The sequence below is a fragment of the Zobellella endophytica genome (assembly GCF_003012775.1).
Lineage (GTDB): Bacteria > Pseudomonadota > Gammaproteobacteria > Enterobacterales > Aeromonadaceae > Oceanimonas > Oceanimonas endophytica.
The window spans coordinates 53,341-80,003 of record NZ_PXYG01000009.1 but is presented as its reverse complement, the minus strand read 5'-3'; the positions used below and the strand labels follow the sequence as shown (position 1 = coordinate 80,003).

The window sequence follows — 26,663 nt, the reverse complement described above, 5'->3', positions numbered from 1 at the left end:
GCCCCCCAGTCACGAGTCCCGTCCTCAAATCCCCTGGCGGGCTTCGCGCATCAGCCGTTTCATGTCACGCACGGCTTTTTCCAGGCCGTCGAAGGCGGCGCGGGCGATGATGGCGTGACCGATGTTGAGCTCCAGCATCTCGGGGATGGCGGCGATCGGCTTGACGTTATGGTAGTGCAGGCCGTGGCCGCCGTTGACCTTGAGCCCCAGATCATGGGCATGAGAAGCGGAGGCGGCGATGCGCTTCAGTTCGGCCAGCTGCTCGGCCTCGCTGGGGGCGTCGGCATAGTGGCCGGTGTGGATCTCGATGTAAGGGGCACCGGTGACCACCACCGCGTCGATCTGGGTCTTGTCCGCGTCGATAAACAGCGATACCTTGATGCCCGCCTCGGTCAGCCGGGTCACCGCGTCTTTCACCTTGTCGAGCTGGCCGGCCACATCCAGGCCGCCTTCGGTGGTGACCTCTTCCCGTTTTTCCGGCACCAGACAGACGAACGTCGGCTTGATACGGCAGGCGATATCGAGCATTTCCTCGGTGACCGCCATTTCCAGGTTCATCCGGGTTTGGATGGTCTGAGCCAGGATCTCCACGTCCCGATCGACGATATGGCGCCGGTCTTCCCGCAGGTGCACGGTGATGCCGTCGGCACCGGCCAGTTCGGCCACCGCCGCCGCCTGCACCGGATCCGGATAACTGGTGCCCCTGGCATTACGCAAGGTGGCAATATGATCGATATTGACCCCTAGATACAATTCACTCACTGCGACTTCCTCTCTTTCCTTTGATAAACAGGGTCCGGCTGCGCAAGGCCCGGCCGCCGAGATAGGGCCCCAGCGCCTGCCGGCTGAAGCGTTTGGCGGACACCAGCACCTCGGCCCGGCTCAGATCGAGCTCGGCCAGGGCCTGGAGGTGATCCCCCGGATAGGCGCCGGGTTCGGCCTGCGCCAGGGCGATAAAGCCGGACTCCGGCCGGTAGCCGTACCAGCCCCCGGGGCGGATCGCCTCGCCGGTTTCCGCATCCTGGGTAAAGTCCACGCCGTAGCCCAGTACATTTAGCATATAAAACTCGAAATGGCGCAGGCATGGTTCAATGCCATCGCCGTTTGCCAGTTTTCTCAGCGTTTTATGATAGGCATCAAACACCTCGTCGAAGGGAGTCTGGATTTCCAGCAAGTAATAGATCAGTTCGTTGAGGTAGAGCCCGCTGTACAGGGCCGGGCCGACGAGGGCAATGGCCGGCGCCGAGGCTTCGGCGCTGTGCAGATTTTTCAGCTCGCCCTTGCCGGCAAAACCGAGTCGCAGGGGCACAAAGGGCTGCAGCAACCCCTTGAGCGGTGAGCGGGGCTGGCGACTGCCCTTGGCAACCAGGCTCTGCCGGCCCTGCTCCCGGGTAAACACCTCCACCAGTTGGCTGGTTTCCCGGTAGGGCCGGCTGTGGATGACGAAGGCGGCATGCGCCATGCTCAGTCGTCGCCGTAACCCAGGCTGCGCAAGGCCCGCTCGTCGTCGGCCCAGCCGGACTTGACCTTGACCCACAGTTCGAGGAACACCTTCTGCTCCAGCAGGCGTTCCAGATCGATGCGCGCCTCGGTGCCGATTACCTTGAGCTTTTCGCCCTTGTTACCGATCACCATCTTCTTCTGGCCGCTGCGTTCCACCAGGATCAGGCCGTTGATGTGCACCACGCCCTTGTCGTTGACCTGGTAACGCTCGATCTCCACCGTCACCGAATAGGGCAGTTCCTCGCCCATGAAACGCATCAGCTTTTCACGGATGATCTCTGCCGCCATGAAGCGGGAGGAGCGGTCGGTGATGTAGTCCTCCGGGAAGTAGTGCAGCGAGGGCTTCAGCCGCGATGTCGCCAGCCTGGCAATGGTGTCCACATTGGTGCCTTTTTCCGCGGAGATTGGCACGATATCGGCAAAGTTCATCTGCTGGGACAGCCACTGGATATGGGGCAGCAGTTCGTCCTTGCTCTGGACGTTGTCAATCTTGTTGATCGCCAACACCACCGGACAGTGGAGATGGCGCAGCTTGTTCAGCACCATGTCGTCATCGGCGGTCCATTTGGTGCCTTCCACCACGAACACCGCCATCTCCACGTCGCCCAGCGAGCTGGTGGCCGCCCGGTTCATCAGCCGGTTGATGGCCCGCTTTTCCTCGATGTGCAGTCCCGGGGTATCCACGTAGATGGTCTGGTAAGCACCCTCGGTATGAATGCCCATGATGCGGTGGCGGGTGGTCTGCGGTTTGCGCGAGGTAATGCTCACCTTCTGCCCCAGCAGCTGGTTCAGCAGGGTGGATTTGCCCACGTTGGGACGGCCCACGATGGCGACAAAGCCGCAGTAGGTCTGTTGTTGTTCGGTCATAGCAAGGTATCCAGGGCATGTTCGGCGGCGGACTGCTCGGCCTTGCGGCGACTGGTACCTATACCAATCACCGGTTTGGGCAGGCCGTCCACCAGGCAATGCACGGTAAATTTCTGATTATGGGCTTCGCCGATCACTTCCACCACCGTATAGGTGGGCAAGGGCTTGCGCTTGGCCTGCAGCAGTTCCTGCAGCCGGGTCTTGGGATCTTTCTGCTCCACCCCCGGCTGGATATCGTTGAGCCGCTCGTCGTACCAGGACAGCAGCAGCTCACGTACCCGCTCGATGTCCGTATCCAGATAAACGGCGCCGATCAGTGCCTCTACCGCGTCCGCCAGTATCGACTCGCGCCGATAACCGCCGCTTTTCAGCTCGCCCGGGCCCAGGATCAGGTACTCGCCCAGCTCGAACTCCCGGGCCAGCTCGGCCAGGGTCTTCTCCCGCACCAGGGTGGCACGCATGCGCGACATGTCCCCTTCGTTCACCTTGGGAAAACGGTGAAACAGCGCATCGGCGATCACCATGCTGAGAATGGAATCCCCCAGAAACTCCAGTCGCTCGTTATGGCGGGAGCCGGCGCTGCGGTGGGTCAGGGCCCGTACCAGCAGGGTTTCGTCGTTGAAGGTATGGCCCAGTTTCTTCTGCAGAATATTCAGTTTTTTCATCAATGAATGGCGCCTATACGGCTGAAACGCACATCGCTCGGCACCCAGGAAGGCAGCCAGCTGTCGGCGTTACGTTCAAACTCAAAGCTTATCCAGATGGCGACCGCCTTGCCCACCAGATTCTGCTCGGGCACGAAGCCCCAGAAGCGGCTGTCGGTGCTGTTGTCCCTGTTATCGCCCAGGGCGAAATAATGCCCCTCCGGCACCACCCACTCATTGCGCGCCGTGCCCGGCTGGCGGTAGTACATGGATACCCGGTCGGGCAACAGGGGGTTGCGCAGTATCTCATGCGGACGTTCGCTCAGGCTCTCGCTGTAACGCTCGAGCGGGATCCCCATTTGGGTAAACTCCCCACTTTGCTCAAACTTGAGCGCCACCGGCGCCGCCTCGGGGCAGTCCCCTCCGTCGCAGGCCGGTTGGACATAGAGCTGCTTGTCCTGGTAGACAATACGATCCCCGGGCAGCCCCACTATGCGTTTAATGTAGTCGATACGCGGATTTTCCGGATACTTGAACACCGCCACGTCGCCCCGCTCCGGCGCACCGGTGGGGATGATGGTGGTGTTGTTGACCGGCTCCTTCAGCCCGTAGGAAAATTTTTCCACCAGGATGAAGTCACCCACCAGCAGGGTCGGCATCATGGAGCCCGAGGGGATCTGGAACGGCTCGTAGATGAAGGAACGCAGCACCAGCACGGCGGCGATCACCGGGAAGATGGACTTGGCCTGCTCCACCCAGCCCGGCGCCGTCGAGGCCCTGGCCAGGGCGGAAGGGTTTACCTTGTTGCCGTAAGCCTGCTGGGCGTCGGCAAGCTTGCGGGCCCGTTGGGGGGCCCAGATCCATTTGTCACAGGCCCAGATGATACCGGTGACCAGGGTCACCAGCACCAGGATCAGGGCAAAGGTACTCGCCATGGTTATTTATCCTTTCCGACATGGAGTATGGCCAGGAAGGCATCCTGGGGGATATCCACCCGCCCCAGGGATTTCATCCGCTTCTTGCCTTCTTTCTGCTTGGCCAACAACTTCTTCTTGCGGCTGACGTCACCGCCGTAACACTTGGCGGTCACGTCCTTGCGCAGGGCCTTGACCGTGCTGCGGGCGATGATGTGGTTGCCGATGGCCGCCTGGATGGCGATGTCGAACATCTGCCGCGGGATCAGCTCGCGCATCTTCTCCACCAGCTGACGGCCGCGGTACTGGGCGTTGTCCTTGTGGGTCACGATGGCCAGGGCGTCGACCCGGTCGCCGTTGATCATGATGTCGAGACGCACCATGTCGGCGGCCTCGAAACGCTTGAAGCCGTAATCCAGCGAGGCATAACCGCGGCTGCAGGACTTGAGCCGGTCGAAGAAATCGAGCACCACTTCCGCCATGGGAATGTCGTAACTCAGCGCCACCTGGTTGCCGTGGTAGACCATGTTGGTCTGCACGCCGCGCTTCTCGATGCACAGGGTGATGACGTTGCCCAGGTATTCCTGGGGCACCAGTATGTTGCACTCGGCGATGGGCTCGCGGATTTCCTCGATGTTGTTTACCGCCGGCAGATGGGACGGGCTGTCGACATAGACGGTTTCACCGTCGGTCTTGATCACTTCGTATACCACGGTCGGCGCCGTGGTGATCAGGTCCAGATCGTATTCCCGCTCCAGCCGCTCCTGGATGATCTCCATGTGCAGCATGCCGAGGAAACCGCAGCGGAAACCAAAGCCCAGAGCATTGGAAGTTTCCGGCTCGTAGAACAGGGAGGCGTCGTTGAGGGACAACTTGTCGAGGGCGTCGCGGAAGGCTTCGTAATCGTCGCTGGAGATGGGGAACAGACCCGCATACACCTGGGGCTTGACCTTCTTGAAGCCCGGCAGGGCCCTGTCGGCACCGTGCTTGGCGTGGGTCAGGGTATCGCCCACCGGCGCGCCGTGGATCTCCTTGATGCCGCACACCACCCAGCCCACTTCGCCGCAATTGAGGCCGTCGGTGTCCTTCTGTTTGGGGGTGAAGATGCCGATGCGATCCACGCCCCACACCTGGCCAGTGCTCATTACCTTGATCTTGTCGTTCTTCTTCAGGTTGCCGTGCTTGATGCGCACCAGCGACACCACACCCAGGTAAGGGTCGAACCAGGAGTCAATGATCAGCGCCTGCAGCGGCCCCTCGGGGTTGCCCTCGGGAGACGGGATCTTCTGGACTATGGTCTCCAGTACATCGTCCACCCCCAGGCCGGTCTTGGCGGAGCAACGCACCGCGTCGATGGCGTCGATGCCGACAATGTCTTCGATTTCCTGGGCTACCCGCTCCGGTTCCGCCTGGGGCAGGTCGATCTTGTTCAGCACAGGGACCACTTCCAGGTCCATGTCCAGGGCGGTATAACAGTTGGCCAGAGTCTGTGCCTCAACGCCCTGACCCGCATCCACCACCAGCAGGGCGCCCTCACAGGCCGCCAGGGAGCGGGAGACTTCATAGGAAAAGTCCACGTGTCCCGGGGTATCGATAAAATTCAGCTGGTACTGGTTGCCGTCTTTGGCCTGGTAGTTCAGGGTCACACTCTGTGCCTTGATGGTAATGCCGCGTTCCCGCTCCAGATCCATGGAATCGAGGACCTGCTCCTGCATTTCCCGATCGGACAGGCCACCACACACCTGGATCAAACGATCGGACAGGGTCGACTTGCCATGGTCTATGTGAGCGATGACGGAAAAGTTACGAATATGCTTCATGATGCAATAAGGAGTCCGTAGTCTGAATAGCGAGAGTCAAAGGCGAGATTCTACTGGATTCACGCTACCGTGGCCAATCCTTAGTCGATATTGGCGACCGGAATCAGGGGGCCCAGGATCACCGGGCCGGCCAGCCCCAGATCCCGGCGTCGCGCCAGCCGGGCTGCGAGGCCGAAGCCCAGTCCGGCGCCGAGCAAGGCGCCCAGCACGGTGCTGCCATCCCCGGCGCCTGGCAAGGTGCTGGCCAGCAGGGCGGCGAGCAACAGGCACAGCAACGGCAGCAGGTAAATCAGGGCGGCACTTCGGATCAGGCTTTGTTCGGGAATGCCGATACGCACCTGCGCCCCCACCCGGAGCGACAACTCGGTGGCGATAAAAAACCGGTGGCTGCGGCCGGGCAGCGCCTTGGCCACCAGGCCGGTGCCGCACTGGCTGTTTTGCCGGCACTGGCCGCAGGCGGATTTGCTGAAACAGGCCACCTCGACCCCCTCGGGAGTCACCGCCATCACGGTGGCAACTTCTTCGATCATGGGGTGTCGACCTTGGGCTTGACCGATTCGGCGATACGCCGGGCGGTTTCCGCCGGGATATCCCCCACGACCGTAACTTCCACCCGCGACGGATTGACCAGGCTGACCAGATGGGTCGCCCCCTGGCGAATGAGCTGCTGGCGCGGCTCGGCACCGGCCTCGGCCACGTAGACGGAGATATCGACCAGACCGTTGGAGGCCATCAGATAATCCACCGGTTGTTCGGTGACCGGCAACTTGTGCTTGTCCTGGGAGCGCACCTCGAATCCTTCGGGCAGCCATTCCGCCTGCCATTGCAGCGGCTGCTGCGGCGCCGGGTAGACCTCGGCCAGGGACATGGCCGGCGGCAAGGTAGCCGCCTTAAGCTCCCGCAGAAAGACGGACGGCTCCTCGCTGATGTGCAGGGCCACTCCCATGGTCTGCTCCACCAGGCCAGCGTCCTGGTCCAGGGTATCCAGCTTGAGCAACAGGCCGGATTCCTGATCCAGCCAGAGCACATAGCCGTAGTAATGGTCGGACCTGGGCACCAGCCGCACCACCTGGGCCACCCGCCCCAGCACCCGGCTGCGCCCGGCGATCACCAGATCGTAATGGTCCAGCACCGGCTCCAGCGAGGTCAGCTGCAGGCGGGTAAAAAGCCCGGGCAGGCGGGAGTGCTTGAGGGTATAGCCTTCGTGGCTGGCATCAAAGAAACTGATCTCGTCGTCGCGCTGCACAAATTCCCGTGGCCGACCGTTGAGATGGGTCAGATGGGTCATGACCAGGCCGTCGAAGTGGCCGCGGGTCAGACGCTTGGGTTCAAGCTGGCCCTGGCGGGATTCCACCAGGGTCAGTTCAAAATTGAGCTGGCGGTAGGCCTGCTGCATCTGCTGCAGCAGCGCCTCGGCCGGGCCAGCCTCGGCGAAAACAACGGCGGACAAGGTCCACGTGAATACCAGTACAACCGCACGCAGTCCGGACATGCTCAAGACAGATTACCCTTAATGCTGGCGCAGCCTTTGCTGCAGCTCGTGATCCATCAACAGCGCATTGATCTTGCGCTGCTGTTCGAGCAGCGCCTGCTCACTCATCCGCTCGTTGTTCTCGGCCTGGTAATTGAGGCTGACCGGTGCGGCGCCGCCGCTCAGGGGGACGGTATTCAGTACCGGCGACCCGGCATCGGGCTGCTGGCTGTATTGCTGCACCCCGAAGATCACCGCGGCGGATACCGAGGCGGCCACCGCAAACTGGCCCACATGACGCAGTGCCGGGGCCAGCCGGCCGAACCGCGGGCGAACGACCTCGGCCTGTTGCACCTGCCGGGCCGGCGCCGACGTCGGTGCGACAATAGCTGGCTCCTGCTCGAGGGCGGCGGCGATCCGGTCACTCAGATCCAGTTGCAGATGCTCCGGCAATTCGTTGCGCATGGCATCGCCGTAAAGATGGTAGCGAGCGAAGGTATCGGACAGCTCATGATCGCGGCCGAGTTGCTCCAGCAGCACCTTGTCCTGAATTTCTCCGTCCACCAGTGCTGAAATGTGCTCTTTGTTTGCCATAACACTTGTTCCCCGTTCAACCCTGAAGTAACGGCTGGACCCGCTTGTCGATTGCTTCCCGTGCCCGGAAGATCCGGGAGCGGACCGTCCCTACCGGACAGTCCATCACGCTGGCAATTTCTTCATAGCTCATCCCTTCCAGCTCGCGCAAGGTAATTGCTGTTTTTAGATCCTCCGGAAGGGAATCAATGGTCTCGAACACCGCCCGTTTGATCTCATCCGACAACATGAGGTTTTCCGGCGACGACAGCTCTTTCAGCGCGTCGCCGCCATCGTAATATTCCGCATCGTCAATTTCGACGTCGGAGCCCGGCGGTCGCCGCCGCTGGGACACCAGGTAATTCTTGGCCGTATTCACCGCGATACGATACAGCCAGGTAAAGAAGGCACTCTCTCCCCTGAATCCGGGCAGAGCCCGGTACGCCTTGATGAAAGCTTCCTGGGTCACATCCGGCACATCGCCGGGGTTGGACACGTATCGGGACACCAGGTTCGCCACTTTATGTTGATATTTTCTTACCAGCAGGTTGTATGCATTCTTATCGCCACGCTGAACCCGTTCGACCAGCTGCTGGTCCGTTAAATGATCGCTCATGCGAGCCGCGTAACCTCCGATTATTCCAGTGCTTTGCCACCGGCCCGTGATAAGCGCACCTTAATAGACTTCGGGTGCGGAAAAAAGTTCTGAACTCATTTGAGAAAGCTGATTCCGGCTGCGCCGGCATTCGGCATGGGATAACATAGAACCACTATCCATACCGGCCAATGATACTTTATGAACGATCCTGTTGAATACCTCTGCGACGTGCTCATCATTGGCAGCGGTGCCGCTGGCCTGTCGCTGGCGCTGAAACTGGCCGATCATGCCAGGGTCCATGTCCTCAGCAAAGGTCCGCTTGCCGAAGGTGCCACGCTCTATGCCCAGGGCGGCATCGCCGCCGTGTTCGATGAAACCGACAGCATTGAATCCCATGTAGCCGACACCCTGATCGCCGGTGCCGGGCTGTGCGACGAAAACGTGGTGGAATTTACCGCCAGCAATGCCCCCGGGGCCATCCAATGGCTGATCGGCCAGGGCGTTCCCTTCGACACCGAGGAGTCGTCCCAGGGCGAGCCCTCCTATCACCTGACCCGGGAAGGTGGCCACAGCCATCGGCGCATCTTCCACGCCGCCGACGCCACCGGCCGGGCAGTGCAGATGACGCTCACCGAGCAGGTGCAACGCCATCCCAACATCCACATCCTCGAGCGGGTCAACGCCCTGGATCTGATCACCACCGCCAAGCTGGGTCTGCCCGGTAACCGGGTGCTCGGTGCCTATGTATGGAACCGCAACAAGGAGCGGGTGGAAACGGTGCGTGCCAAATTTATCGCCATGGCCACCGGCGGCGCTTCCAAGGTCTACCAGTACACCTCCAACCCGGACGTCAGCTCCGGCGACGGCATCGCCATGGCCTGGCGCGCCGGCTGCCGGGTGGCCAACATGGAATTCAACCAGTTCCATCCCACCAGCCTGTTCCATCCGGCGGACAACAACTTTCTGCTGAGCGAGGCCCTGCGCGGCGAAGGTGCCCTGTTGAAACGCCCGGACGGCAGCCGCTTCATGCCCGACTATGACCAGCGGGCCGAGCTGGCGCCGCGCGACATCGTGGCCCGTGCCATCGACCACGAGATGAAGCGCCTGGGCGCCGAGTGCATGTACCTGGACATCAGCCACCAGCCGGCGGACTTTGTCGTCAAGCACTTCCCCACCATCCACGAACGCTGCCTCAAGGTGGGCATCGACATCACCAGGGAGCCGATGCCGGTGGTGCCCGCCGCCCACTATACCTGCGGCGGCGTCATGGTGGACCGGCAGGGTCGCACCGACATCGAGGGCCTCTACGCCATCGGCGAGGTGTCCTATACCGGGCTGCACGGCGCCAACCGCATGGCCTCCAACTCGCTGCTGGAATGCATCGTGTTCGCCCGCGCCGCCGGAGAAGACATGCTGGCTCAACTGGCGGAAGTGCCCGAGCCGCCACGGCTGCCGCTGTGGGACGAAAGCAAGGTCAGCAACTCGGACGAGGAAGTGGTGATCCACCACAACTGGCACGAGTTGCGGCTGTTCATGTGGGATTACGTGGGCATAGTGCGTTCCGACAAGCGGCTGGAACGGGCCAAGCGGCGCATCGACTTGCTCAAGCAGGAAATCCAGGAGTACTACGCCAACTTCCGGGTCAGCAACAACCTGCTGGAACTGCGCAACCTAGTGCAGGTGGCGGAGCTTATCGTGCTTTCCGCCATGGAACGCAAGGAATCCCGCGGCCTGCACTTTACCCTGGATTATCCGGACCAGCTGGACAACCCCGCCCCGACCGTGCTGACCCCGGCCAACTACCTGGCCAGCAGCACCCGCTGAGACAGGCGCCGGAACACGCTCTCCGGCACCGCGTCCTGGAACAGCCAGAACGGCGGCCAGGGGTCGCCGTCCAGTACCAGCAGCAGAAAGCCGGGCCCGGCCCGGCTGTGCCGCGACAGGCTTCCGCTGCGACCGTTGAGGCGGAGGATGCCGTCGTTGAACTCGCCCTCCAGCCGATAGTCATCCGTGCGGCACCACAGCCATCCGGATACCAGCAGCCAGCCGGGGGCAAACCAGATCAGGCGGCCGGCATCCAGCCACAGCATCGCCGGCAACCAGAGGGAAGCGGCCACCGCCAGCAAATAGCAGCGGTGCAGGCGGGAAGGCTCAGCGCTGATTGCGAACCTGGTTACGTTCAAGGATGAACTCCACCATCGCCTGCAATGCTGCATCCTGCGAGCTGTCGTGTCCCATAAACCAGGCGAACAGATCCGGGTCGTCACACTCCAGCAGCCGCCGGAACACGGCCCTGTGCTCCTCGCCCAGGCCGTCATACTCGTGCTCGACAAAAGGCATCAGGATCACGTCGAGCTCGAGCATGCCGCGGCGGCAGGCCCAGATCAGGCGGGGTTTATCAGAAGTATTGAGCATGATGGCTTCCAAAAAATAAAACAAAGCTCATGTTATAAGGTCGAATGAGTACTGACAAATGTGTTGGCCATCTTTACCATGAAGGTCACACTTCACCAATTCATAGACAACAAAGGATTTGCCCGTGTTGACTATTGCCTCTACTCCCGTGCTTTATCCGTTAACCGATCGTGCCGTGCTGAGCCTGAGCGGCGAAGACAGGGTCAAATACCTGCAGGGCCAGGTCACCTGCGATGTCGCCGCGCTGGAAGCCGGCGACGCCACCCCGGGCGGCCACTGCGACAGCAAGGGCAAACTGTGGGCCCCCTTCTGGCTGGCCAACCTGGGCGAACAACTGCTGCTGCTGCTCAATCGTTCCCTGGTGGCACGCCAGTTGCCCGAGCTGAAAAAATTCGCGGTGTTCGCCAAGACCGACGTGGAAGACGTGAGCGAACGCTGGCAGGTATTCGGCCTGGCCGGCGAAGGCCTGTCGCACTGGCTCAACCACCACGTGGGCGATGGCAACCTGTGGCAGGGCGGCATCGTCATTCCGGTGGCGGCCGAGCATGCGCTGTTGGTGCTGCCGGTGGAAGCCGAGCTGCCCGAGCTGCCGAGGGGCAGCGAGCAGGAATGGCTGGGGCTGATGATCCAGGCCGGGCTGCCGGACATGAGCGCCGAGCACCAGGGCGAATACATCCCGCAGATGCTCAACCTGCAGGCGCTCGGCGGCATCAGCTTCACCAAGGGCTGCTACATGGGCCAGGAAATCGTGGCCCGGGCCAAGTACCGGGGCGCCAACAAGAAGGCGATGTTCGTGCTGGTCGGCAAGGCGACGGACAAGATTGCCGTCAACCAGGATCTGGAGCTGCAGCTGGGCGACAACTGGCGCCGGGCCGGCACCGTGCTGAGCCACTGGCAACAGGGGGAAGACTGCCTGCTGACCGCCGTGCTCAACAAGGATCTGGACGCGGACACCGTGTTCCGGCTTAAAGATCAGCCGGACAGCCGGCTGCAACTGCATCCCCTGCCCTACGATCTGGTGGACTGAGCGGCGCCGATGGCCGCGTTCTTCAGCCAGGACGCGGCCTTGCCCAGGGGCCGCTGTTTGTGCCAGATAAGCTCCAGCGCCACCTGCCAGTCGGTGTCGTCGAACGCCAGCCGGGGCGACACCAGCAGGCCTTCGCCCAGGGCCCGGGACACGATATGCTCGGGCACATAGGCCCAGCCCAGGTTGCGCTGCACCAGCTCGACGATGACCCAGTGGCTCTCCACCCACCACACCTCCGACGCCACCCGCAACCGCACCTTCTCCTCGCTGTCGTTACGGGTCGCCACCATCAGCTGGCGATGGCGCTTGAGTTCTTCCCAGTCCACCCGCTGCCCGGCCAGCACATGGCCGGGAGCACAGACGATCTTCATCGGTACCCAGCCCAGGGCATGGAAGTTGAGCGCCGAAGGCAGAATTTCCTGGCGCCACATGATGCCGAGATCGACCCGCTCTTCCAGCACCATGCGGCTGACGTCCTCCATCAGCGGGAACAGCAGCTCCAGCTCGACGCTGGGAAACTGGCGGGCGAACTCGTCCATCAGCCCGCCCAACTGCTCGGAGGGATAGAGCTCGTCCACCGCCAGCACCAGCCGGCTTTCCACCCCTTCCCCCAGGCTCCTGGCCAGGCCGCGAAAATGCTCGCAGCGTTCCAGTATCACCCTCGCCTCCGCCAATAATCGCTCACCGGCCGGGGTCAGCCGGGGATAACGGCCGTCCCGGTCGAACAGCGGGTTGCCGAGATCGATCTCCAGGTTGGCGACGGCGGTGCTCACCACCGACTGCACCTTGCCCAGGCGGCGGGCGGCCGCCGAGAAGGAGCCGGTTTCCACGGTGGCGACGAAGGCCTGCAATTGCTCGAGTGAGAAACTCATCTATCTGTATATCCGATACTAGCTAACTTTTACTCTCGATATTAGCAGATAGAATCGGGAGCCATGAGCTTGCTTGCAGAGGACATAACATGCGCACCACCAAAGACCGTATTCGCCATACCCTGGGATTTGAAATCATCGGCCTGCTGATCTTCGCACCCCTGGCCAGCCTGCTATTCGATCACCAGTTGTTCGACATGGGGCTGATGGCCGTGGTCGGCTCCCTGATCGCCACCTTCTGGAACTACGCCTACAACCTGCTGTTCGACCATGCCATGGTGCTGCTGCGCGGCGATGTACGCAAGACCACGCCGATCCGGGTATGCCATGCCCTGCTGTTCGAAGGCGGGCTGCTGCTGCTGTTCATGCCGATGATCGCCTGGTACCTGGGGATCAGCCTGTGGGAAGCCTTCGTGATGGACATCGCCATGGCCAGCTTCTACCTGGTGTACGCCTTCGTCTACAACCTGGCCTACGACCGCGTCTTTCCCATTCCCCTCTCCGCCCGGGAGCAGGCCGCCGGCCAGGGATAAAAAAAACCGCCAAACGGCGGTTTTTTTTTTATCCTTTATTTTTCCGGTGCCGGAGTCAGCCCGGCGGCCTCTTCCAGGCTGTCCGGGTTGCCTTCCATCCTGGCCACTATGGTGTTGACCGCGGTGTCGCCCACCACGTTGGAGGCGGTACAGAACATGTCGTTGATGCGGTCCACCGCCATGATGATGGCCATGGCTTCCACCGGCAGGCCCATCTGGTGCAGCAGCACCCCGGCCATCACCACGGCGCCGCCGGGCACGCCGCCGACCCCGATGGACATCAGCAGCACGGTCACCCCCACCGTCAGCAGATCGCCGGTGGCGATGGGCGTGCCGGAGATATTGGCGGCGAAGATGGCCGCCAGGGTAATGTAGATGGCGGAGCCGGACATGTTGATGGTGGCGCCCAGCGGCACCCCGAAACCGGCGATGGCCCGGGACACGCCCAGCTTCTCGGTCAGGGTGCGCATGGTCACCGGAATGGTGGCGTTGGAGCTGGCGGTGGACAGGGAGAACAGCAGCTGCTCCCGGGTCGCCTTGCGGAAAACGCCGGGCCGGATGCCGGTGGTCAGCCATACCGCCAGCGGATAGGCCACCAGGATCCAGAACCCCAGCACCAGCACCACCAGGGCCACGTAACCGGCCACCGACATCAGGGTGTCGGCCTCCAGGGTGGCGCCCAGGCTGATCATCAGCGCGAACACGCCGTAGGGAGCCAGGGTCATCACCAGACCCACCAGCTTCATCATCACCTCGTTGGCGATCCGGAAGGTGCGCGCCGCCGGGGCCGCCGAAGTGCCCATGGCCTGCAGCGCCAGGCCGGTGAGGATGGCCATGAAGATGATCTGCAGCATGTCGCCGGAGGCGAAGGCCTGGACCGGGTTGCTGGGCACTATGCCCACCAGCATGGCGCCGATATCCGGGGTTTCGGTAGTGGTCAGCTCGACCGCGCCGGAGGCGCCGTGGGGCAGGCTGGCGCCCAGTCCGGGCTGGAAGATCACCCCCACCAGGATGGCGGCGGCGATGGACAGGACGGTATTGACAATATAGAGCCCGAAGGTCTTGCTGCCGAGCCGGCCGAAGCTGGCGATGTCGCGCAACTCGCAGATACCGGTGACGATGGAGATGTAGACCAGGGGCACCACCATCAGCTTGATCAGCGACACGAACATGCCACCCACCCCCTCGGCCAGGCCGACCACCCCTTCATTCAAGAAGGAGACGCCAGAAAACAGGTACTGGATCATGCTGCCGATGAGCAGACCGGCAAAGAGGCCGGCGAAAATCCGGGTGGAAAGAGAACCTTTCATCTTGTATTCCTCAGCAAATACTGAACAATTTATCTGCTATTGGTTGTTTTTATAGATAAGTAAACCAACCATATAGCAAGCGTCAGGATTTTACATTCATAGAACAGATCGGCAACCCGGTTGCCGTCCGGGAACACCGAACTGAGAGGGTTATCACAAGAATTGAAGAGTTACACAAAAAGTTGAGCGCTGAATGACCCCAGGGCATGCCGCCAGGATGGAGAGGATAACGCCATGGGAAGGGAGAGTTACCGCCCTCCCCGATGGCAGGATAAACACCACGGCGGTGATCAGGCCGGTGGATTTGGTGATAGTGGGCACCTCGTTGCTGATGGCGAAGAACACCGAGTCGTGCGCGGCAAAGTGGCGACGTCTTCTGTAATGGCCCCTCACAGCAGAAAATGGGTGGGCGGCGGTGGCGTATTGAGCATGCCCGCCAACAGCTGCAGGCCGTGCCCGACCCGGTAGCGGCTGCTTTCGCAGCCCAGGCTGATGCGTACCCGGCCGAGCCGGCGTTCCGGATCCACCACGAAGGGCTGGTAACCGGTGAGCAGAACATTGGCCTGCCGGGCCGATCCCACCAGTTCATCGGCCCCCCAGCCCTCGGGCAGGCGCAGCCACAGGTGCATGCCATGCTCGTGGCTGTCGTACTCGAATCCGGTCAACAGCTCCCGCGCCAGCCGCTGGCGGGCGGCGAACTCCTGCTGCTGAAAGGCGATCAACCGGCGCAGGGTACCGTCCTGGATCCACCGGCTGACAACTTCAAACACCAGCGGCGGCGCCATCCAGCTGGAGGCGGCCAGCCGGGCGACACAGTGTTGCAGCAGGTGCCGCGGTACCACCATAAAGCCGCAACGCAGGCCGGGCGCCACCGTCTTGGTCAGGCTGGTCACGTAGAACGCCTGCTCCGGCAGCAGGCTGGACAGGGGCGGCAACCGGTCCGGCTCCAGGGCGCCGTACACATCGTCTTCGATCACCATCAGGTGATAACGACGAGCCAACTCGGCAATGGCCAGTCGCCGTTCCTGGCTCATGTGACAACTGGCCGGATTGCTCATGCTGGGGGTACAGCACAGTACCTTGATTTTCTTCTTGCGGCAGGCATCTTCCAGGGCGTCGGGAATAATGCCCTCCCGATCGACGGGCAGACCGCACAGGCGCACACCCAGCATACGCGAACGGGCGATCAGGCCGTGATCCACCAGCTCCTCGCAGGCCACGATGTCGCCCGGCTGCAGCAGTACCCCCATCGCCAGCATCAGGCCGTGGGAGACACCGTTGCACAGCAGTACCCGCTCCGGCTCTGCCGGCAGTTTCTGGCTCTCCAGCCACCGGGCCGCCGCCTCGATGTGTGGCCACAGCCCCTGCACCGGCCGGGCCGCCCGGATCAGCGACTCGGTGTTACCCTGTCCGACCCGCACCAGCACCTCGCCGAACAACCGGGTCAGCTCATCGGTGCAGACCGGATGGGCGATGGACAGGTCGATGGCCCGCCCTTCGGTGTTCTTCTCTTCAGCCAGCATCAGCTCGGTTTCCTTGCCGCCACCATAATCGCTGACGAAAGTGCCACTGCCGACGCGGGCCGCCACGAACCCCTGCTTCTCCGCATGGGCATAGGCATTGCTTACCGTCTGTACGCTCACCCGCAGTTGCTCGGCCAGCACCCGATGGGGGGGCAGACGCGCGCCCGGCAACAGATCGCCGCGGGCGATGGCCTCTTCCAGTGCCTTGGCGATCGCCAGGTACTTGGGCATTCCTGTCTTCAGCAAGGGTTTCAGATCAATTGTCATGGATCAATAAATTCATTGACACACCCAAATGCACTAATGTGTACTGACCAATAAAGCAACATACTAGGACAATGACCGGTCTTCATCCAGTCTTTCGACCAATTGTCATGATTGCAGGGACCGATTGCATCACTTAGGCGCTATGGGCCAAGGGCCTGACGAGGTAACACTCATGGATAAACACAGCCTGAACACCATCCTGCTTCCTCCGGCCGCGGCACCACGGTGGCCCCGGCCACGACGGTCTTTGTTCCCGCGAACGGAAGGTCCGAACACACCCAATCGCTGATTAGCGGCTGTGCCGCAGCCATGAACGCCGGCACAGCCGCAAACCCAGCACCGAAACCACAACCCAGCCGACTGTCCGCCCTCCGGGCCGGCAGAGGTTGGTGGTCCCGACTGCCACATACAGGGGTAGTGCTTATGCATCACCATGTACCCAGTTTCTCCATCGAAGAATACCATCAACGCCTGGCCAAGGTTCGCGCCGCCATGGATCAGCATGAAATCCAGACCCTGATCGTGCACGATCCGTCCAATATCGCCTGGCTCACCGGCTACGACGGCTGGTCTTTCTACACCCCACAGGTCGCGGTGGTCGGCACGGCCGGCGAGCCGATCTGGTATGGTCGCCAGATGGACTACAATGGTGCCAGGCGTACCGTCTACCTGCAGGAAGAGAACATCACCTGGTACCCGGACTACTACGTGATGAATCCGCCGCTGCACGCCATGGAATACCTGGCCAACCAATTGCTAAAGCCCCGGGACTGGGCCCGCGGCAATATCGGCATCGAGATGGACAACTACTACTTCAGCCCCACCGCCTACCTGGCGCTGAAGGAAAACCTGCCCGACGCCCAGCTGGTGGACGCCACTGGCCTGGTCAACTGGTGCCGGGCGGTGAAATCCGAGACCGAACTGCGCTACATGCGCATCGCCGCTCGCATCGTCGAAAACATGCACCAGGCAGTCTTCGACATGATCGAACCAGGTCTGCCCAAGAACCGGCTGGTGGCCGAGATCTACCGGGTGGCGATGGAAGGACACGAAGGCCATTTCGGCGACTACCCGGCCGTCGTGCCCATGCTGCCTTCGGGGGAAGACGCCTCGGCCCCGCACCTGACCTGGGACGAGCGTCCCTTCAACCACAACGAAGGCACCTTCTTCGAAATCGCCGGCTGCCACCGCCGCTACCACTGCCCGCTGTCGCGTACCATCTTCCTGGGCCAGCCCAATGACGACTTCCTGCGCGGGGAAGAGGCGCTCAACGCCGCCCTTGAGGCCGGCCTGGCCGCCGCCAGACCCGGCAACCGCTGCGCCGACATCGCCGACGCCCTCAACGCCACCCTGGCCGAATACGGTTTCGATCGGGAAGGCGCCCGCTGCGGATACCCCATCGGCCTGAGCTACCCGCCGGACTGGGGCGAGCGCACCATGAGCCTGCGTAACACCGACGGCACCATTCTGGAGCCGGGCATGACCTTCCACTTCATGCCGGGGCTGTGGCTGGAAGACTGGGGCATCGAGACCACCGAGAGCATCGTGATCACCGAGTCCGGGGTGGAAACCCTGTGCAACTATCCCCGCAAACTGTTCGTGAAGAGGTAACCAGAAGATGCAGGCCACCACCATTACCGCCACCGTCGACTTCGGGCGGGACGGCAAGCAGCACGGATTCCTCAAGCTGCCCTATTCCAGCGATCGGTCCGCCTGGGGCTGCATCATGATCCCGATCACCCAGGTGAAAAACGGCGCAGGCCCCACCGTCCTGCTCACCGGCGGCAACCACGGCGACGAATACGAGGGCATCACCGCCCTGTTCAAGCTGGCCAACCGCCTGGAGCCCGGGCAGGTGCAGGGCCGGGTGATCATAGTGCCGGCGATGAACTATCCGGCGGTGCGCAACGGCAGCCGCACCTCCCCCATCGACAAGGGCAACATGAACCGCAGCTTTCCGGGCGCTCCCGCGGGAAGCATGACGGAGCGCATCGCCGACTACTTCAACCGCTACCTGGTGCCCCTGTGCGACTACGCCCTGGACCTCCATTCCGGCGGCAAGACCCTGGATTTCATCCCCTTTTCCGCCGCCCACCGGTTGCCGGACCCGGCTCAGGAAGCCGCCTGCATCGAGGGCGCCAGGCGGTTCGGCGCGCCCGACGTGGTGGTGATGTTCGAGCTGGACAGCGCCTCCCTCTACGACACGGCGGTCGAATCCCAAGGAAAGGTGTTCGTCACCACCGAGCTGGGTGGCGGCGGCACCAGCCGCCCCGAGACCATCGCCCTGGCGGACCGGGGCGTGCACAACTTCCTGATCTTCGCCGGTGTCACCGAGGGCGATTACCAGTTGCCCGACACCCCGCCGCGCCTGCTCGACATGCCCGACGGCTCCTGCTACATGATGAGCGAGCACCAGGGCCTGCTGGAGCTGTGCGTGGCCCTGGGCGACGAGGTCCGGACAGGCGATCTGGTGGCGCGCATCCATACCCTGGAGCGCACCGGCCAGGCGCCGGCGGAATACCGGGCTCAACGCGACGGCATCGTCGCCGGCCGCCGCCACCCGGCGCTGATCGACATCGGCGACACCTTCGCGGTGCTGGCGATCGAGATCGACGCCTGAACATAATTTAAGGTAAGTGCTTGAGCAAAAAGGGCTGCGGGTTGCCACCGGCGGCCTTTTGTATACTCAAGCCATCAAGATTGCACAACAACAAGCAGGAAGCCCCATGCGTCTGGATCGCTACGACATCAAAATTCTGCACATCCTGCACCGGCAGGGCCGCATCACCAAATCCGGCCTGGCCGAGGCCATCAACCTGTCGGTCAGCCCCTGCTGGGAGCGGGTCAAACGGCTGGAGGACGCCGGCATCATCCAGGGCTACGGCGCCCGTATCAATACCGACGTGCTGTTCAAGCGCTCGCCGGTACTGGTGGAAGTCAGTCTCAAGCAGCACAGTGCCGAGGCCTTTCAGCGCTTCGAGCAGGCCATGCTGCAGTGCGACCAGGTGGTGGACTGCTACGCCACCGGCGGCGGCGTCGACTACATCCTCAAGGTGATGTGCGACGGCATCGACCAGTACCAGCGGCTGATCGACAGCTGGCTCACCTCCGGGCTCGGCATAGAGCGCTACTTCACCTATATCGTCACCAAGACCATCAAGCAGCAGCAACCCAGGCTGGAATTCGCGGCTGAATACAAGGAGTAGGGCTGGGGACCAAAACTCTCCAGTTTGTGGACAACCTTGACTGTTATAACCCAGTAAGCCGGCCAAAGGGCCAGCTCCGCCGACACGCCGCGGTAGATGACACTCGCCGCTTCAGCCTGCTGCGAACATTCACTGGATGTTCGGTCAGGCTGAAGCAACTCGTCACGGCGAGACAAGCTCGCCCCAAGTGGGCTCGAAATGCCATCCATGGCATTTCATGGTCGGCGGAGCCGTTCCCTTTGTCCGCCTGTTTTAACATAGGTGTTGCCTGTTTAAATCAGCCCGGGCTTGGGCAGTAGTCCGTCATACCCCACCTTTCTCTCCCCTCCAGAAAAAAACAATTTTTTAACCTCGGTTATAAGAAAAATCGCCCCGCCAACGCCGGGGCAACAAAAAGTATCTCCCCGCCATCGCTCCTAGAATGACCTCATGGCAACAACCTGTACCCAAACAACGAATTGGTGGTGTTTATGAGCCTTACCCTCAAGCAGGTATCCGACAGCAAGGTCACCGCAGCCATGATGCCCTATCTCAAGGATCCCCGGCTGGTTCGCGAACTGGCCTATGTCAACGGCAAATGGGTCAGCGGCAACGCCGATCTGGCGGTGATCAACCCGGCCACCGACGACATCATCGGTCACTGCACCCAACTGCAACCGCTGCAGGTCAGCCAGGCCATCGACGCCGCCGAGCGCGCCTTTCCGGCCTGGCGGGCGCGGCTGGCCGACGAGCGCGCCGCCATCCTGATGTGCTGGCACGATCTCATCCTCGACAACAAGGAGGACCTGGCAGTGCTGATGGTGCTGGAGCAGGGCAAGAGCCTGAGTGATGCCCGCGGCGAAATCGACTACGGCGCCTCCTTTATCCGCTGGTTCGCGGAGGAGGCCCGCCGCGCCTACGGCGAGACCATTCCCAGCCATATCCCCAACGCCCAGCTGGCCACCCTGCGCGAGCCCATCGGCGTGGCGGCGCTGATCACCCCCTGGAACTTCCCCAGCGCCATGATCACCCGCAAGGCGGCGGCGGCCCTGGCCATCGGCTGCACCGTGCTGGTCAAGCCAGCCAATGAAACCCCCTTCTCCGCCCTGGCGCTGGCGGAGCTTGCCGAGCGCGCCGGCTTCCCGGCCGGGGTCTACAATGTGATCACCGGCGACGGCGCCGAGCTGTGCGGCGTGCTGTGCCGCTCCGACAAGGTCAAGGCGCTCTCCTTCACCGGCTCCACCCGGGTCGGCAAGCTGCTGCTGGAACAGGCCGCGGCCACCGTCAAGAAGTGCTCCATGGAGCTCGGCGGCAACGCCCCCTTCATCGTGCTGCCGGACATGGACATCAGCGCGGCCGCCAGGGCGGCGGTGGACGCCAAGTTCCAGACCGCCGGGCAGGACTGCCTGGCCGCCAACCGCATTTTCGTGCCGCGCGCCAAGTATGAAGACTTCCTCGCCGCCTTCGCCGCCGGGATGGCCAAAATCCAGGTGGGCAACGGCTTCGACGAGGGCGTGACCATGGGCCCGCTGATCTTCCGCCAGGCGGTGGACAAGGCCCAGGCCATCGTCGACGACGCCCTCGCCAAGGGCGCCCGGCTGATTGCCGGCGACCAACGCCGGGCGCCGGGCGCCAACTTCTTCATGCCGACCCTGCTGGCCGACGTGACCCCGCAGATGAAGGTATTCCGCGAGGAGAACTTCTGCCCGGTGGCCGGGGTGCTGCCCTACGACAGCATCGACGCGCTGATCCCCCTGGCCAACGACACCGAGTACGGCCTGGCCGCCTATGTGTACGGCCACGACATCCGCCATATCTGGCAGCTGATGCGCGGCCTGGAGTTCGGCATGGTGTCGGTCAACTCGGTGAAGATGACCGGCCACCCCATCCCCTTCGGCGGGGTCAAGCAGTCGGGCCTGGGCCGCGAAGGCAGCCGTCACGGCTTCGATGAGTACAGCCAGATCAAGTACTACTGCCTGGGCGCCATGCCAACGTTAAGCGGCAGCTGAGACCAGAACTGAACACCCATACCGGATTGAACGCTATCAAGGGAGCGACCACCATGACCATAGATACCAAAAAGCTGCTCGACATCGACCGCAACACCGTGTTCCACGCCTCCACCCACCTGAAGCAGTACGCTCAGGGTGAAGTGAGCGGACGCATCATCACCGGCGCCCAGGGCATCCGCATCCAGGATTCCGAAGGCGTGGAGCTGATCGATGCTTTCGCCGGCCTGTACTGCGTGAACATCGGCTACGGCCGCACCGAAATGGCCGAGGCCATCTACGAGCAGGCCAAGAAGCTGGCCTACTACCACACCTATGTGGGCCACACCAACGAGGCGCTGATCGCGCTGTCCGACCGCATCATCAAGATGGCGCCCGCCGGCATGAGCAAGGTGTACTACGGCCTGTCCGGCAGCGACGCCAACGAGACCCAGCTCAAGCTGGTGTGGTACTACAACAACGCCCGCGGCCTGCCTCAGAAGAAGAAGGTGATCTCCCGGGATCGGGGCTACCATGGCTCCAGCATCGCCTCCGGCTCCATGACCGGCCTGCCGCTGTTCCACGCCCACTTCGATCTGCCGCTGGAGCGCATCAAGCACACCATAGCGCCGGTCTACTACCGCCGCCCCGATGACAACATGAGCGAGCTGGAGTTCTCCAGGTACTGCGCCGCCAAGCTGGAAGAGATGATCCTGGCGGAAGGGCCGGACACCGTCGCCGCCATGATCGGCGAGCCGGTGCTGGGCACCGGTGGCATAGTACCGCCGCCCGAGGGCTACTGGGCCGAGATCCGCAAGGTGCTCGACAAGTACGACATCCTGCTGATCGCCGACGAAGTGGTGTGCGGTTTCGGTCGCCTGGGCGCCGACTTCGGCTCCCTCTACTATGACATGAAGCCGGACCTGATCACCGTCGCCAAGGGCCTGACCTCCGCCTACCAGCCGCTGTCCGGCGTGATCGTGGGCGAGAAGGTGTGGCAGGTGCTGGAGCAGGGTACCGATCAGTGGGGCGCCATCGGCCACGGCTACACCTATTCCGGCCACCCCATGGGTGCCGCTTCAGCCCTGTGCAACCTGGACATCATCGAGCGCGAAGGGCTGGTGGCCAACGCCCGTGAGGTGGGCGCCTACCTGCAGCAGCGCATGCAGCAAACCTTTGCCGAGCACCCGCTGGTGGGCGAAAGCCGCGGCGTGGGCCTGCTGCACGCCCTGGAGTTCTCCAGCAACAAGGCCAAGCGCGAGCACTTCGATCCCAACCTCAAGGTGGGCCCGCAGATCGCCGCCGCCTGTCTGGAGCAGGGCCTGATCGCCCGCGCCATGCCCCACGGCGACATCCTGGGCTTTGCCCCGCCGCTGGTGGTCACCAAGGGCGAGGTGGACGACATCGTCGAGCGCACCGCCAAGGCGGTGAACAAGGTCACCGACAAGCTGGTCCGCAGCGGCGACTGGAACGCCAAGTAAATAGACGAAAGCCGGAAGCTTCCAGCTTCGGCAGATATCACCCAGCCAGGTTCGCCCGTCGAACCTGGCTTTTGCGGTCATCACCACCAGAGAGGCAAAGGATGCCAGCAACGGACGCACTCCCCGACCTGTCGCGGATCTATCAGGCCCGGCAGGCACTGCAAGGCCAGGTGGCGCGCACGCCCCTGATCCGCTCCGAATCCCTGTCGCGCCGCTTCGGCTGCGAAGCCTGGCTCAAGCTCGAAACCCTCCAGCCCATCGGCGCCTTCAAGCTGCGCGGCGCCACCTTCGCCATGAGCCGGCTCGGCCCGGAACAGCGCCAGGCCGGCGTGGTCACCTGCTCCACCGGCAACCATGGCCGCGCCATCGCCTACGCCGGCAAGCGGCTCGGCATTCACACCGTGATCTGCATGTCCCGGCTGGTGCCGGCCAACAAGGTCGAGGCCATCAAGGCCCTGGGCGCCGAGGTGCGCATCATCGGCAATTCCCAGGATGAGGCCGAGGTGGAAGCCCTGCGCCTGGTCGAGGAGCAGGGCATGGTCTACCTGCCGCCCTTCGATCACCCGGACATCATCACCGGCCAGGGCACCATAGGCCTGGAGATCCTGGAGGATCTGCCGGCCGTCGACACCGTCTTCGCCGGCCTGTCCGGTGGCGGCCTGGTGGGCGGCATCGGTATCGCCCTCAAGGGCATCAAGCCCAGGGTGGAGCTGGTCGGCGTCACCATGGACAGGGGCGCGGCCATGGTGGCCAGCCTGGAGGCGGGCCAGCCGGTGCAGGTGACCGAATACGAATCCTTCGCTGACAGCCTGGGCGGCGGCATCGGCCTGCACAACCGCTACAGCTTCGAGGCGGTGCGCCGGCACATGGACAGCGCCTACCTGGTCAATGAGGCCGCCATCGCCCGCGCCATGGTGCACTTCGTCGAGCACGAGAAGATGCTGGTGGAAGGTGCCGCCGTGGTGGGCGTGGCCGCCATCGAGCAGCACAGCCTGGACGTGCGCGGCAAGCAGGTGGTGTTCGTGGTCAGCGGCCACAACGTGGCGCTGGACACCTTCGACCGGGCCCGGGCGCTGGCGGCGGCATCGCGCTGACCGCCCCCCCATCGGGACATTCCGCTTTGGAGCAAAACATGAAGATTTATCATAAGGCGCAGATCACCGAGGTCACCGGCCTGACCGACGAGGCCCTGGCGGCGGTGGAAGCCGGTTTCGCCGCCCTGGGCCGGGGCGAGGTCACCATGCCGCCGGTACTCAGCATGAACATCGGCGAGAGCAACGGCGAAGTGGACGTCAAGACCGCCCATATCCGCGGCCAGGAACGGTTCGCCCTCAAGATAAGTTCCGGCTTTTTCGACAACCCCCAGTTGGGCCTGCCCAGCCTCAACGGCCTGATGATACTGTTTTCGGCCAAAACCGGGGTGGTGGACTCGGTGCTGTTCGACGAAGGTTACCTCACCGACATCCGCACCGCCCTGGCCGGCGCCATCGCCGCCAAACATCTGTCGCGGCCGGACAGCGGCTCGGTGGCGGTGATCGGCGCCGGCCTGCAGGCCGAACTGCAGGTAGCGGCCCTGGGGCTGGTGCGCCCGATCCGGGAAGTGCACGTGTTTGCCCGCAACACCGACAGCATGCTCGCCTACCAGAACACCATGGAGCATAAATACGGCCTGCCGGTGACCCTGCACCAGAGCGCGGCCTCCGCCTGCGCCCGGGCCGACATCGTGGTGACCACCACGCCGGCGTCCAGCCCGGTGCTGCATTGGGCCGACCTGCTTCCCGGCACCCACGTGACCGCCATGGGCTCGGACAACGGCCACAAGCACGAGCTGGAGCCGGCGATACTGGCCAATGCCGACGTGCTGGTGGTGGACAGGCGCAGCCAGTCGGAAACCATCGGCGAGCTGCACCACTTCCCCGGCTCCTTTACCAAACAGGTCCATGAGCTGGGCCAGGTGATTGCCGAGGCGCTGCCCCTGCGCACCGCGCCCGACCAGATCACCGTCTGCGATCTGAGCGGCACCGGGGTCCAGGACACCGCCATCGCCAACTACACCGCCACCCGCCTGGGTGGCTGAGCCATCCCAGAAACAAAAAAGCCGGTCGATGACCGGCTTTGAACTATCCTGGAGCACGCCCGGGCTTAGCGCTGCGGGCGCAGGGTCGGGAACAGGATGACGTCGCGGATGGTGTGGGAGTCGGTCAGCAACATCACCAGGCGGTCGATGCCGATGCCCTGGCCGGCGGTCGGCGGCAGGCCGTGCTCCAGCGAGGTCACGTAGTCCTCGTCGTAGAACATGGCTTCGTCGTCGCCCGCGTCTTTCTGATCAACCTGATCGCGGAAGCGCTGGGCCTGGTCTTCGGCGTCGTTCAGCTCCGAGAAGCCGTTGGCGATTTCGCGGCCACCGATAAAGAATTCGAAGCGGTCGGTAATGCTCGGATCCTTGTCGTTGCGGCGCGCCAGCGGCGACACTTCTTCCGGATACTCGGTGATGAAGGTCGGCTGGATCAGGCGATGCTCGGCGGTCTCTTCGAAGATCTCGGTGATCACCCGGCCCAGGCCCCAGCTCTTCTCGACCTTGATCTTGAGATCCTTGGCCACTTCGCAGGCGCCATCGAAGGTGGCCAGTTGCTCCAGGGTCACCTCGGGGTTGTACTTGAGGATGGCGTCCTTCATGCTCAGCCGCGTGAAGGGCTTGCCGAAGTCGAACACTTCCTCGCCGTATTTCACCTCGGCGGTGCCCAGCACCTGGGTCGCCACGGTGCGCAGCATCTCCTCGGTGAAGTCCATCAGGTCGCGGTAGTCGGCGTAGGCCCAGTAGAACTCCATCATGGTGAACTCGGGGTTGTGCCGCGGCGACAGGCCCTCGTTGCGGAAGTTGCGGTTGATTTCGAACACCTTCTCGAAACCGCCCACCACCAACCGCTTCAGGTACAGCTCGGGGGCGATACGCAGGTACATGTCCATGTCGAGGGCGTTGTGGTGGGTGATGAAGGGACGGGCCGAGGCGCCACCCGGGATCACCTGCATCATGGGTGTTTCCACTTCCATGAAGCCATGACCGTTCATAAACTGGCGGATGGCGGCCATTACCTGGGAACGGATCTGGAAGGTCCGGCGGGATTCTTCGTTGGTGATCAAATCCAGGTAGCGCTGGCGGTAGCGGGTTTCCTGATCCGACAGGCCGTGGAACTTCTCGGGCAGGGGGCGCAGCGCCTTGGTGAGCAGCTTGAACTGGTCCATGTTGACGTAGAGATCGCCCTTGCCGGACTTGTGCAGCACGCCGGTCACACCGACGATGTCGCCGATGTCCAGGCCGCCGTACTGATCCTTGATGATCTGCTGGGCTTCCTTGGTGGCGTAGGCCTGAATACGACCGGACATGTCCTGCAATGCCAGGAAGGGACCGCGCTTGGCCATGATGCGGCCGGCCACGGACACCACCTTGCCCAGGGCTTCGAGGGCGTCCTTGTCGTGCTCGCCGAATTCGGCCTGCAGTTCGCCGGCCAGGTGTTCGCGGCGGAAGTCGTTGGGGTGCGCGTTGGCCGGGCAGTCCTTGCGGATCTGCTCGAGCTTGGCGCGACGCTCGGCAATGAGTTTGTTCTCGTCTTGTAGCTGCTCTGTCATGATTAAGCCTTGTTTGAATCTTGTTTTGAGCCCTTCTGCCCGCCA

The 26,663-nt window shown here is 63.0% G+C and carries 26 protein-coding genes; 10 read left to right on the top strand and 16 right to left on the bottom strand.

The features are described from left to right. Nucleotides 1-24: 24 nt before the first annotated feature. From pdxJ to rpoE, 10 genes are all read right to left on the bottom strand, one after another. On the bottom strand, nucleotides 25-762 hold the full coding sequence (gene pdxJ, locus C7H85_RS16865; RefSeq protein ID WP_106730870.1) for a pyridoxine 5'-phosphate synthase: 738 nt from the start codon (nucleotides 760-762) through the stop codon (nucleotides 25-27). Further along, nucleotides 755-1,462: a DNA repair protein RecO gene (gene recO / locus C7H85_RS16860; RefSeq protein WP_106730869.1), complete on the bottom strand. Its 708-nt coding sequence runs from the start codon at nucleotides 1,460-1,462 to the stop codon at nucleotides 755-757. Before recO ends, pdxJ begins: the two co-directional genes overlap by 8 nt. Nucleotides 1,463-1,464: 2 nt before the next feature. Further along, the gene (gene era, locus C7H85_RS16855; RefSeq protein ID WP_106730868.1) at nucleotides 1,465-2,370 is read right to left on the bottom strand and encodes a GTPase Era; all 906 of its coding nucleotides are present in this window, start codon (nucleotides 2,368-2,370) and stop codon (nucleotides 1,465-1,467) included. Then, complete coding sequence (rnc, locus tag C7H85_RS16850) at nucleotides 2,367-3,035, bottom strand: ribonuclease III (protein WP_106730867.1); 669 nt, start codon at nucleotides 3,033-3,035, stop codon at nucleotides 2,367-2,369. The genes era and rnc overlap by 4 nt, the downstream gene beginning before the upstream one ends. Further along, on the bottom strand, nucleotides 3,035-3,949 hold the full coding sequence (gene lepB, locus C7H85_RS16845) for a signal peptidase I (protein ID WP_106730866.1): 915 nt from the start codon (nucleotides 3,947-3,949) through the stop codon (nucleotides 3,035-3,037). Before lepB ends, rnc begins: the two co-directional genes overlap by 1 nt. A 2-nt stretch (nucleotides 3,950-3,951) precedes the next feature. Continuing rightward, entirely contained in the window at nucleotides 3,952-5,748 is a 1,797-nt protein-coding gene (lepA, locus tag C7H85_RS16840) for a translation elongation factor 4 (RefSeq protein ID WP_106730865.1), read from the bottom strand. 80 nt (nucleotides 5,749-5,828) lie between these two features. Continuing rightward, entirely contained in the window at nucleotides 5,829-6,278 is a 450-nt protein-coding gene (locus tag C7H85_RS16835) for a SoxR reducing system RseC family protein (RefSeq protein ID WP_106730864.1), read from the bottom strand. After that, nucleotides 6,275-7,240: a MucB/RseB C-terminal domain-containing protein gene (locus C7H85_RS16830; RefSeq protein ID WP_106730863.1), complete on the bottom strand. Its 966-nt coding sequence runs from the start codon at nucleotides 7,238-7,240 to the stop codon at nucleotides 6,275-6,277. The genes C7H85_RS16835 and C7H85_RS16830 overlap by 4 nt, the downstream gene beginning before the upstream one ends. 18 nt (nucleotides 7,241-7,258) lie before the next feature. Further along, nucleotides 7,259-7,813: a sigma-E factor negative regulatory protein gene (locus tag C7H85_RS16825; protein ID WP_106730862.1), complete on the bottom strand. Its 555-nt coding sequence runs from the start codon at nucleotides 7,811-7,813 to the stop codon at nucleotides 7,259-7,261. 16 nt (nucleotides 7,814-7,829) lie between these two features. Then, nucleotides 7,830-8,408, bottom strand: coding sequence for an RNA polymerase sigma factor RpoE (gene rpoE, locus C7H85_RS16820; RefSeq protein WP_106730861.1), 579 nt, complete (start codon nucleotides 8,406-8,408; stop codon nucleotides 7,830-7,832). A 180-nt stretch (nucleotides 8,409-8,588) separates the two neighbouring features. Between rpoE and nadB the strand changes: the two genes are divergently transcribed. After that, nucleotides 8,589-10,214 carry an L-aspartate oxidase gene (gene nadB / locus C7H85_RS16815; protein WP_106730860.1) on the top strand — a complete coding sequence of 542 codons (1,626 nt, stop codon included), beginning with the start codon at nucleotides 8,589-8,591 and terminating at the stop codon, nucleotides 10,212-10,214. On the opposite strand, the gene C7H85_RS16810 is transcribed toward nadB, so the two are convergent. Together C7H85_RS16810 and C7H85_RS16805 are read right to left on the bottom strand one after the other, a co-directional pair. Further along, nucleotides 10,190-10,573: a protein YgfX gene (locus C7H85_RS16810; protein WP_106730859.1), complete on the bottom strand. Its 384-nt coding sequence runs from the start codon at nucleotides 10,571-10,573 to the stop codon at nucleotides 10,190-10,192. The two genes, nadB and C7H85_RS16810, sit on opposite strands and share 25 nt — an antisense overlap. After that, nucleotides 10,542-10,805, bottom strand: coding sequence for an FAD assembly factor SdhE (locus tag C7H85_RS16805; protein WP_106730931.1), 264 nt, complete (start codon nucleotides 10,803-10,805; stop codon nucleotides 10,542-10,544). The genes C7H85_RS16810 and C7H85_RS16805 overlap by 32 nt, the downstream gene beginning before the upstream one ends. Nucleotides 10,806-10,923: 118 nt before the next feature. On the opposite strand from C7H85_RS16805, the gene ygfZ reads away from it, so the two are divergent. Then, the gene (ygfZ, locus tag C7H85_RS16800; RefSeq protein WP_168388276.1) at nucleotides 10,924-11,832 is read left to right on the top strand and encodes a CAF17-like 4Fe-4S cluster assembly/insertion protein YgfZ; all 909 of its coding nucleotides are present in this window, start codon (nucleotides 10,924-10,926) and stop codon (nucleotides 11,830-11,832) included. Here the strand turns inward: ygfZ and C7H85_RS16795 are convergent. After that, complete coding sequence (locus C7H85_RS16795) at nucleotides 11,814-12,704, bottom strand: LysR family transcriptional regulator (RefSeq protein WP_106730857.1); 891 nt, start codon at nucleotides 12,702-12,704, stop codon at nucleotides 11,814-11,816. The genes ygfZ and C7H85_RS16795 overlap by 19 nt on opposite strands. 89 nt (nucleotides 12,705-12,793) lie before the next feature. On the opposite strand from C7H85_RS16795, the gene C7H85_RS16790 reads away from it, so the two are divergent. After that, on the top strand, nucleotides 12,794-13,237 hold the full coding sequence (locus C7H85_RS16790; RefSeq protein ID WP_106730856.1) for a PACE efflux transporter: 444 nt from the start codon (nucleotides 12,794-12,796) through the stop codon (nucleotides 13,235-13,237). Nucleotides 13,238-13,272: 35 nt separating this feature from the next. On the opposite strand, the gene C7H85_RS16785 is transcribed toward C7H85_RS16790, so the two are convergent. Both C7H85_RS16785 and ehuR read right to left on the bottom strand, forming a co-directional pair. Beyond that, nucleotides 13,273-14,547, bottom strand: a complete 1,275-nt coding sequence (locus C7H85_RS16785) for a dicarboxylate/amino acid:cation symporter (protein ID WP_106730855.1) — start codon at nucleotides 14,545-14,547, stop codon at nucleotides 13,273-13,275. A 389-nt stretch (nucleotides 14,548-14,936) separates the two neighbouring features. Next, on the bottom strand, nucleotides 14,937-16,337 hold the full coding sequence (gene ehuR / locus C7H85_RS16775) for a MocR-like ectoine utilization transcription factor EhuR (RefSeq protein WP_210433684.1): 1,401 nt from the start codon (nucleotides 16,335-16,337) through the stop codon (nucleotides 14,937-14,939). 423 nt (nucleotides 16,338-16,760) lie between these two features. Here ehuR and C7H85_RS16770 point away from each other — a divergent pair, with 423 nt between their 5' ends. From C7H85_RS16770 to C7H85_RS16740, 7 genes are all read left to right on the top strand, one after another. Beyond that, nucleotides 16,761-17,948, top strand: a complete 1,188-nt coding sequence (locus C7H85_RS16770; protein WP_106730853.1) for a M24 family metallopeptidase — start codon at nucleotides 16,761-16,763, stop codon at nucleotides 17,946-17,948. A gap of 7 nt (nucleotides 17,949-17,955) precedes the next feature. Further along, a complete protein-coding gene (doeB, locus tag C7H85_RS16765; protein ID WP_106730852.1) occupies nucleotides 17,956-18,957 on the top strand; it encodes a N(2)-acetyl-L-2,4-diaminobutanoate deacetylase DoeB in 1,002 nt (333 codons plus the stop codon). 106 nt (nucleotides 18,958-19,063) lie between these two features. After that, nucleotides 19,064-19,543 carry an Lrp/AsnC family transcriptional regulator gene (locus C7H85_RS16760; protein ID WP_106730851.1) on the top strand — a complete coding sequence of 160 codons (480 nt, stop codon included), beginning with the start codon at nucleotides 19,064-19,066 and terminating at the stop codon, nucleotides 19,541-19,543. A gap of 470 nt (nucleotides 19,544-20,013) precedes the next feature. Then, on the top strand, nucleotides 20,014-21,531 hold the full coding sequence (locus tag C7H85_RS16755) for an NAD-dependent succinate-semialdehyde dehydrogenase (RefSeq protein WP_106730929.1): 1,518 nt from the start codon (nucleotides 20,014-20,016) through the stop codon (nucleotides 21,529-21,531). A gap of 53 nt (nucleotides 21,532-21,584) precedes the next feature. Next, nucleotides 21,585-22,991: an aspartate aminotransferase family protein gene (locus tag C7H85_RS16750; RefSeq protein WP_106730850.1), complete on the top strand. Its 1,407-nt coding sequence runs from the start codon at nucleotides 21,585-21,587 to the stop codon at nucleotides 22,989-22,991. A gap of 101 nt (nucleotides 22,992-23,092) precedes the next feature. Further along, nucleotides 23,093-24,085 carry a hydroxyectoine utilization dehydratase EutB gene (eutB, locus tag C7H85_RS16745; RefSeq protein WP_106730849.1) on the top strand — a complete coding sequence of 331 codons (993 nt, stop codon included), beginning with the start codon at nucleotides 23,093-23,095 and terminating at the stop codon, nucleotides 24,083-24,085. Between the two features lie 38 nt (nucleotides 24,086-24,123). After that, nucleotides 24,124-25,068: a cyclodeaminase gene (locus C7H85_RS16740; RefSeq protein WP_106730848.1), complete on the top strand. Its 945-nt coding sequence runs from the start codon at nucleotides 24,124-24,126 to the stop codon at nucleotides 25,066-25,068. A 65-nt stretch (nucleotides 25,069-25,133) separates the two neighbouring features. On the opposite strand, the gene lysS is transcribed toward C7H85_RS16740, so the two are convergent. Then, the gene (lysS, locus tag C7H85_RS16735; protein WP_168388275.1) at nucleotides 25,134-26,618 is read right to left on the bottom strand and encodes a lysine--tRNA ligase; all 1,485 of its coding nucleotides are present in this window, start codon (nucleotides 26,616-26,618) and stop codon (nucleotides 25,134-25,136) included. Nucleotides 26,619-26,663: the final 45 nt, after the last annotated feature.

Bases quoted from the DNA above. Each gene is read 5' to 3' on its own strand.
- era (WP_106730868.1), bottom strand. From the start codon at position 2,370: ATGACCGAACAACAACAGACCTACTGCGGCTTTGTCGCCATCGTGGGC.
- C7H85_RS16790 (WP_106730856.1), top strand. From the start codon at position 12,794: ATGCGCACCACCAAAGACCGTATTCGCCATACCCTGGGATTTGAAATC.
- ehuR (WP_210433684.1), bottom strand. From the start codon at position 16,337: ATGACAATTGATCTGAAACCCTTGCTGAAGACAGGAATGCCCAAGTAC.
- C7H85_RS16750 (WP_106730850.1), top strand. From the start codon at position 21,585: ATGACCATAGATACCAAAAAGCTGCTCGACATCGACCGCAACACCGTG.
- C7H85_RS16835 (WP_106730864.1), bottom strand. From the start codon at position 6,278: ATGATCGAAGAAGTTGCCACCGTGATGGCGGTGACTCCCGAGGGGGTC.
- C7H85_RS16830 (WP_106730863.1), bottom strand. From the start codon at position 7,240: ATGTCCGGACTGCGTGCGGTTGTACTGGTATTCACGTGGACCTTGTCC.
- nadB (WP_106730860.1), top strand. From the start codon at position 8,589: ATGAACGATCCTGTTGAATACCTCTGCGACGTGCTCATCATTGGCAGC.
- doeB (WP_106730852.1), top strand. From the start codon at position 17,956: ATGCAGGCCACCACCATTACCGCCACCGTCGACTTCGGGCGGGACGGC.
- C7H85_RS16795 (WP_106730857.1), bottom strand. From the start codon at position 12,704: ATGAGTTTCTCACTCGAGCAATTGCAGGCCTTCGTCGCCACCGTGGAA.
- eutB (WP_106730849.1), top strand. From the start codon at position 23,093: ATGCCAGCAACGGACGCACTCCCCGACCTGTCGCGGATCTATCAGGCC.
- C7H85_RS16740 (WP_106730848.1), top strand. From the start codon at position 24,124: ATGAAGATTTATCATAAGGCGCAGATCACCGAGGTCACCGGCCTGACC.
- C7H85_RS16785 (WP_106730855.1), bottom strand. From the start codon at position 14,547: ATGAAAGGTTCTCTTTCCACCCGGATTTTCGCCGGCCTCTTTGCCGGT.
- recO (WP_106730869.1), bottom strand. From the start codon at position 1,462: ATGGCGCATGCCGCCTTCGTCATCCACAGCCGGCCCTACCGGGAAACC.
- rnc (WP_106730867.1), bottom strand. From the start codon at position 3,035: ATGAAAAAACTGAATATTCTGCAGAAGAAACTGGGCCATACCTTCAAC.
- lepB (WP_106730866.1), bottom strand. From the start codon at position 3,949: ATGGCGAGTACCTTTGCCCTGATCCTGGTGCTGGTGACCCTGGTCACC.
- lepA (WP_106730865.1), bottom strand. From the start codon at position 5,748: ATGAAGCATATTCGTAACTTTTCCGTCATCGCTCACATAGACCATGGC.
- C7H85_RS16755 (WP_106730929.1), top strand. From the start codon at position 20,014: ATGAGCCTTACCCTCAAGCAGGTATCCGACAGCAAGGTCACCGCAGCC.
- C7H85_RS16770 (WP_106730853.1), top strand. From the start codon at position 16,761: ATGCATCACCATGTACCCAGTTTCTCCATCGAAGAATACCATCAACGC.
- lysS (WP_168388275.1), bottom strand. From the start codon at position 26,618: ATGACAGAGCAGCTACAAGACGAGAACAAACTCATTGCCGAGCGTCGC.
- rpoE (WP_106730861.1), bottom strand. From the start codon at position 8,408: ATGAGCGATCATTTAACGGACCAGCAGCTGGTCGAACGGGTTCAGCGT.
- C7H85_RS16825 (WP_106730862.1), bottom strand. From the start codon at position 7,813: ATGGCAAACAAAGAGCACATTTCAGCACTGGTGGACGGAGAAATTCAG.
- C7H85_RS16760 (WP_106730851.1), top strand. From the start codon at position 19,064: ATGCGTCTGGATCGCTACGACATCAAAATTCTGCACATCCTGCACCGG.
- C7H85_RS16805 (WP_106730931.1), bottom strand. From the start codon at position 10,805: ATGCTCAATACTTCTGATAAACCCCGCCTGATCTGGGCCTGCCGCCGC.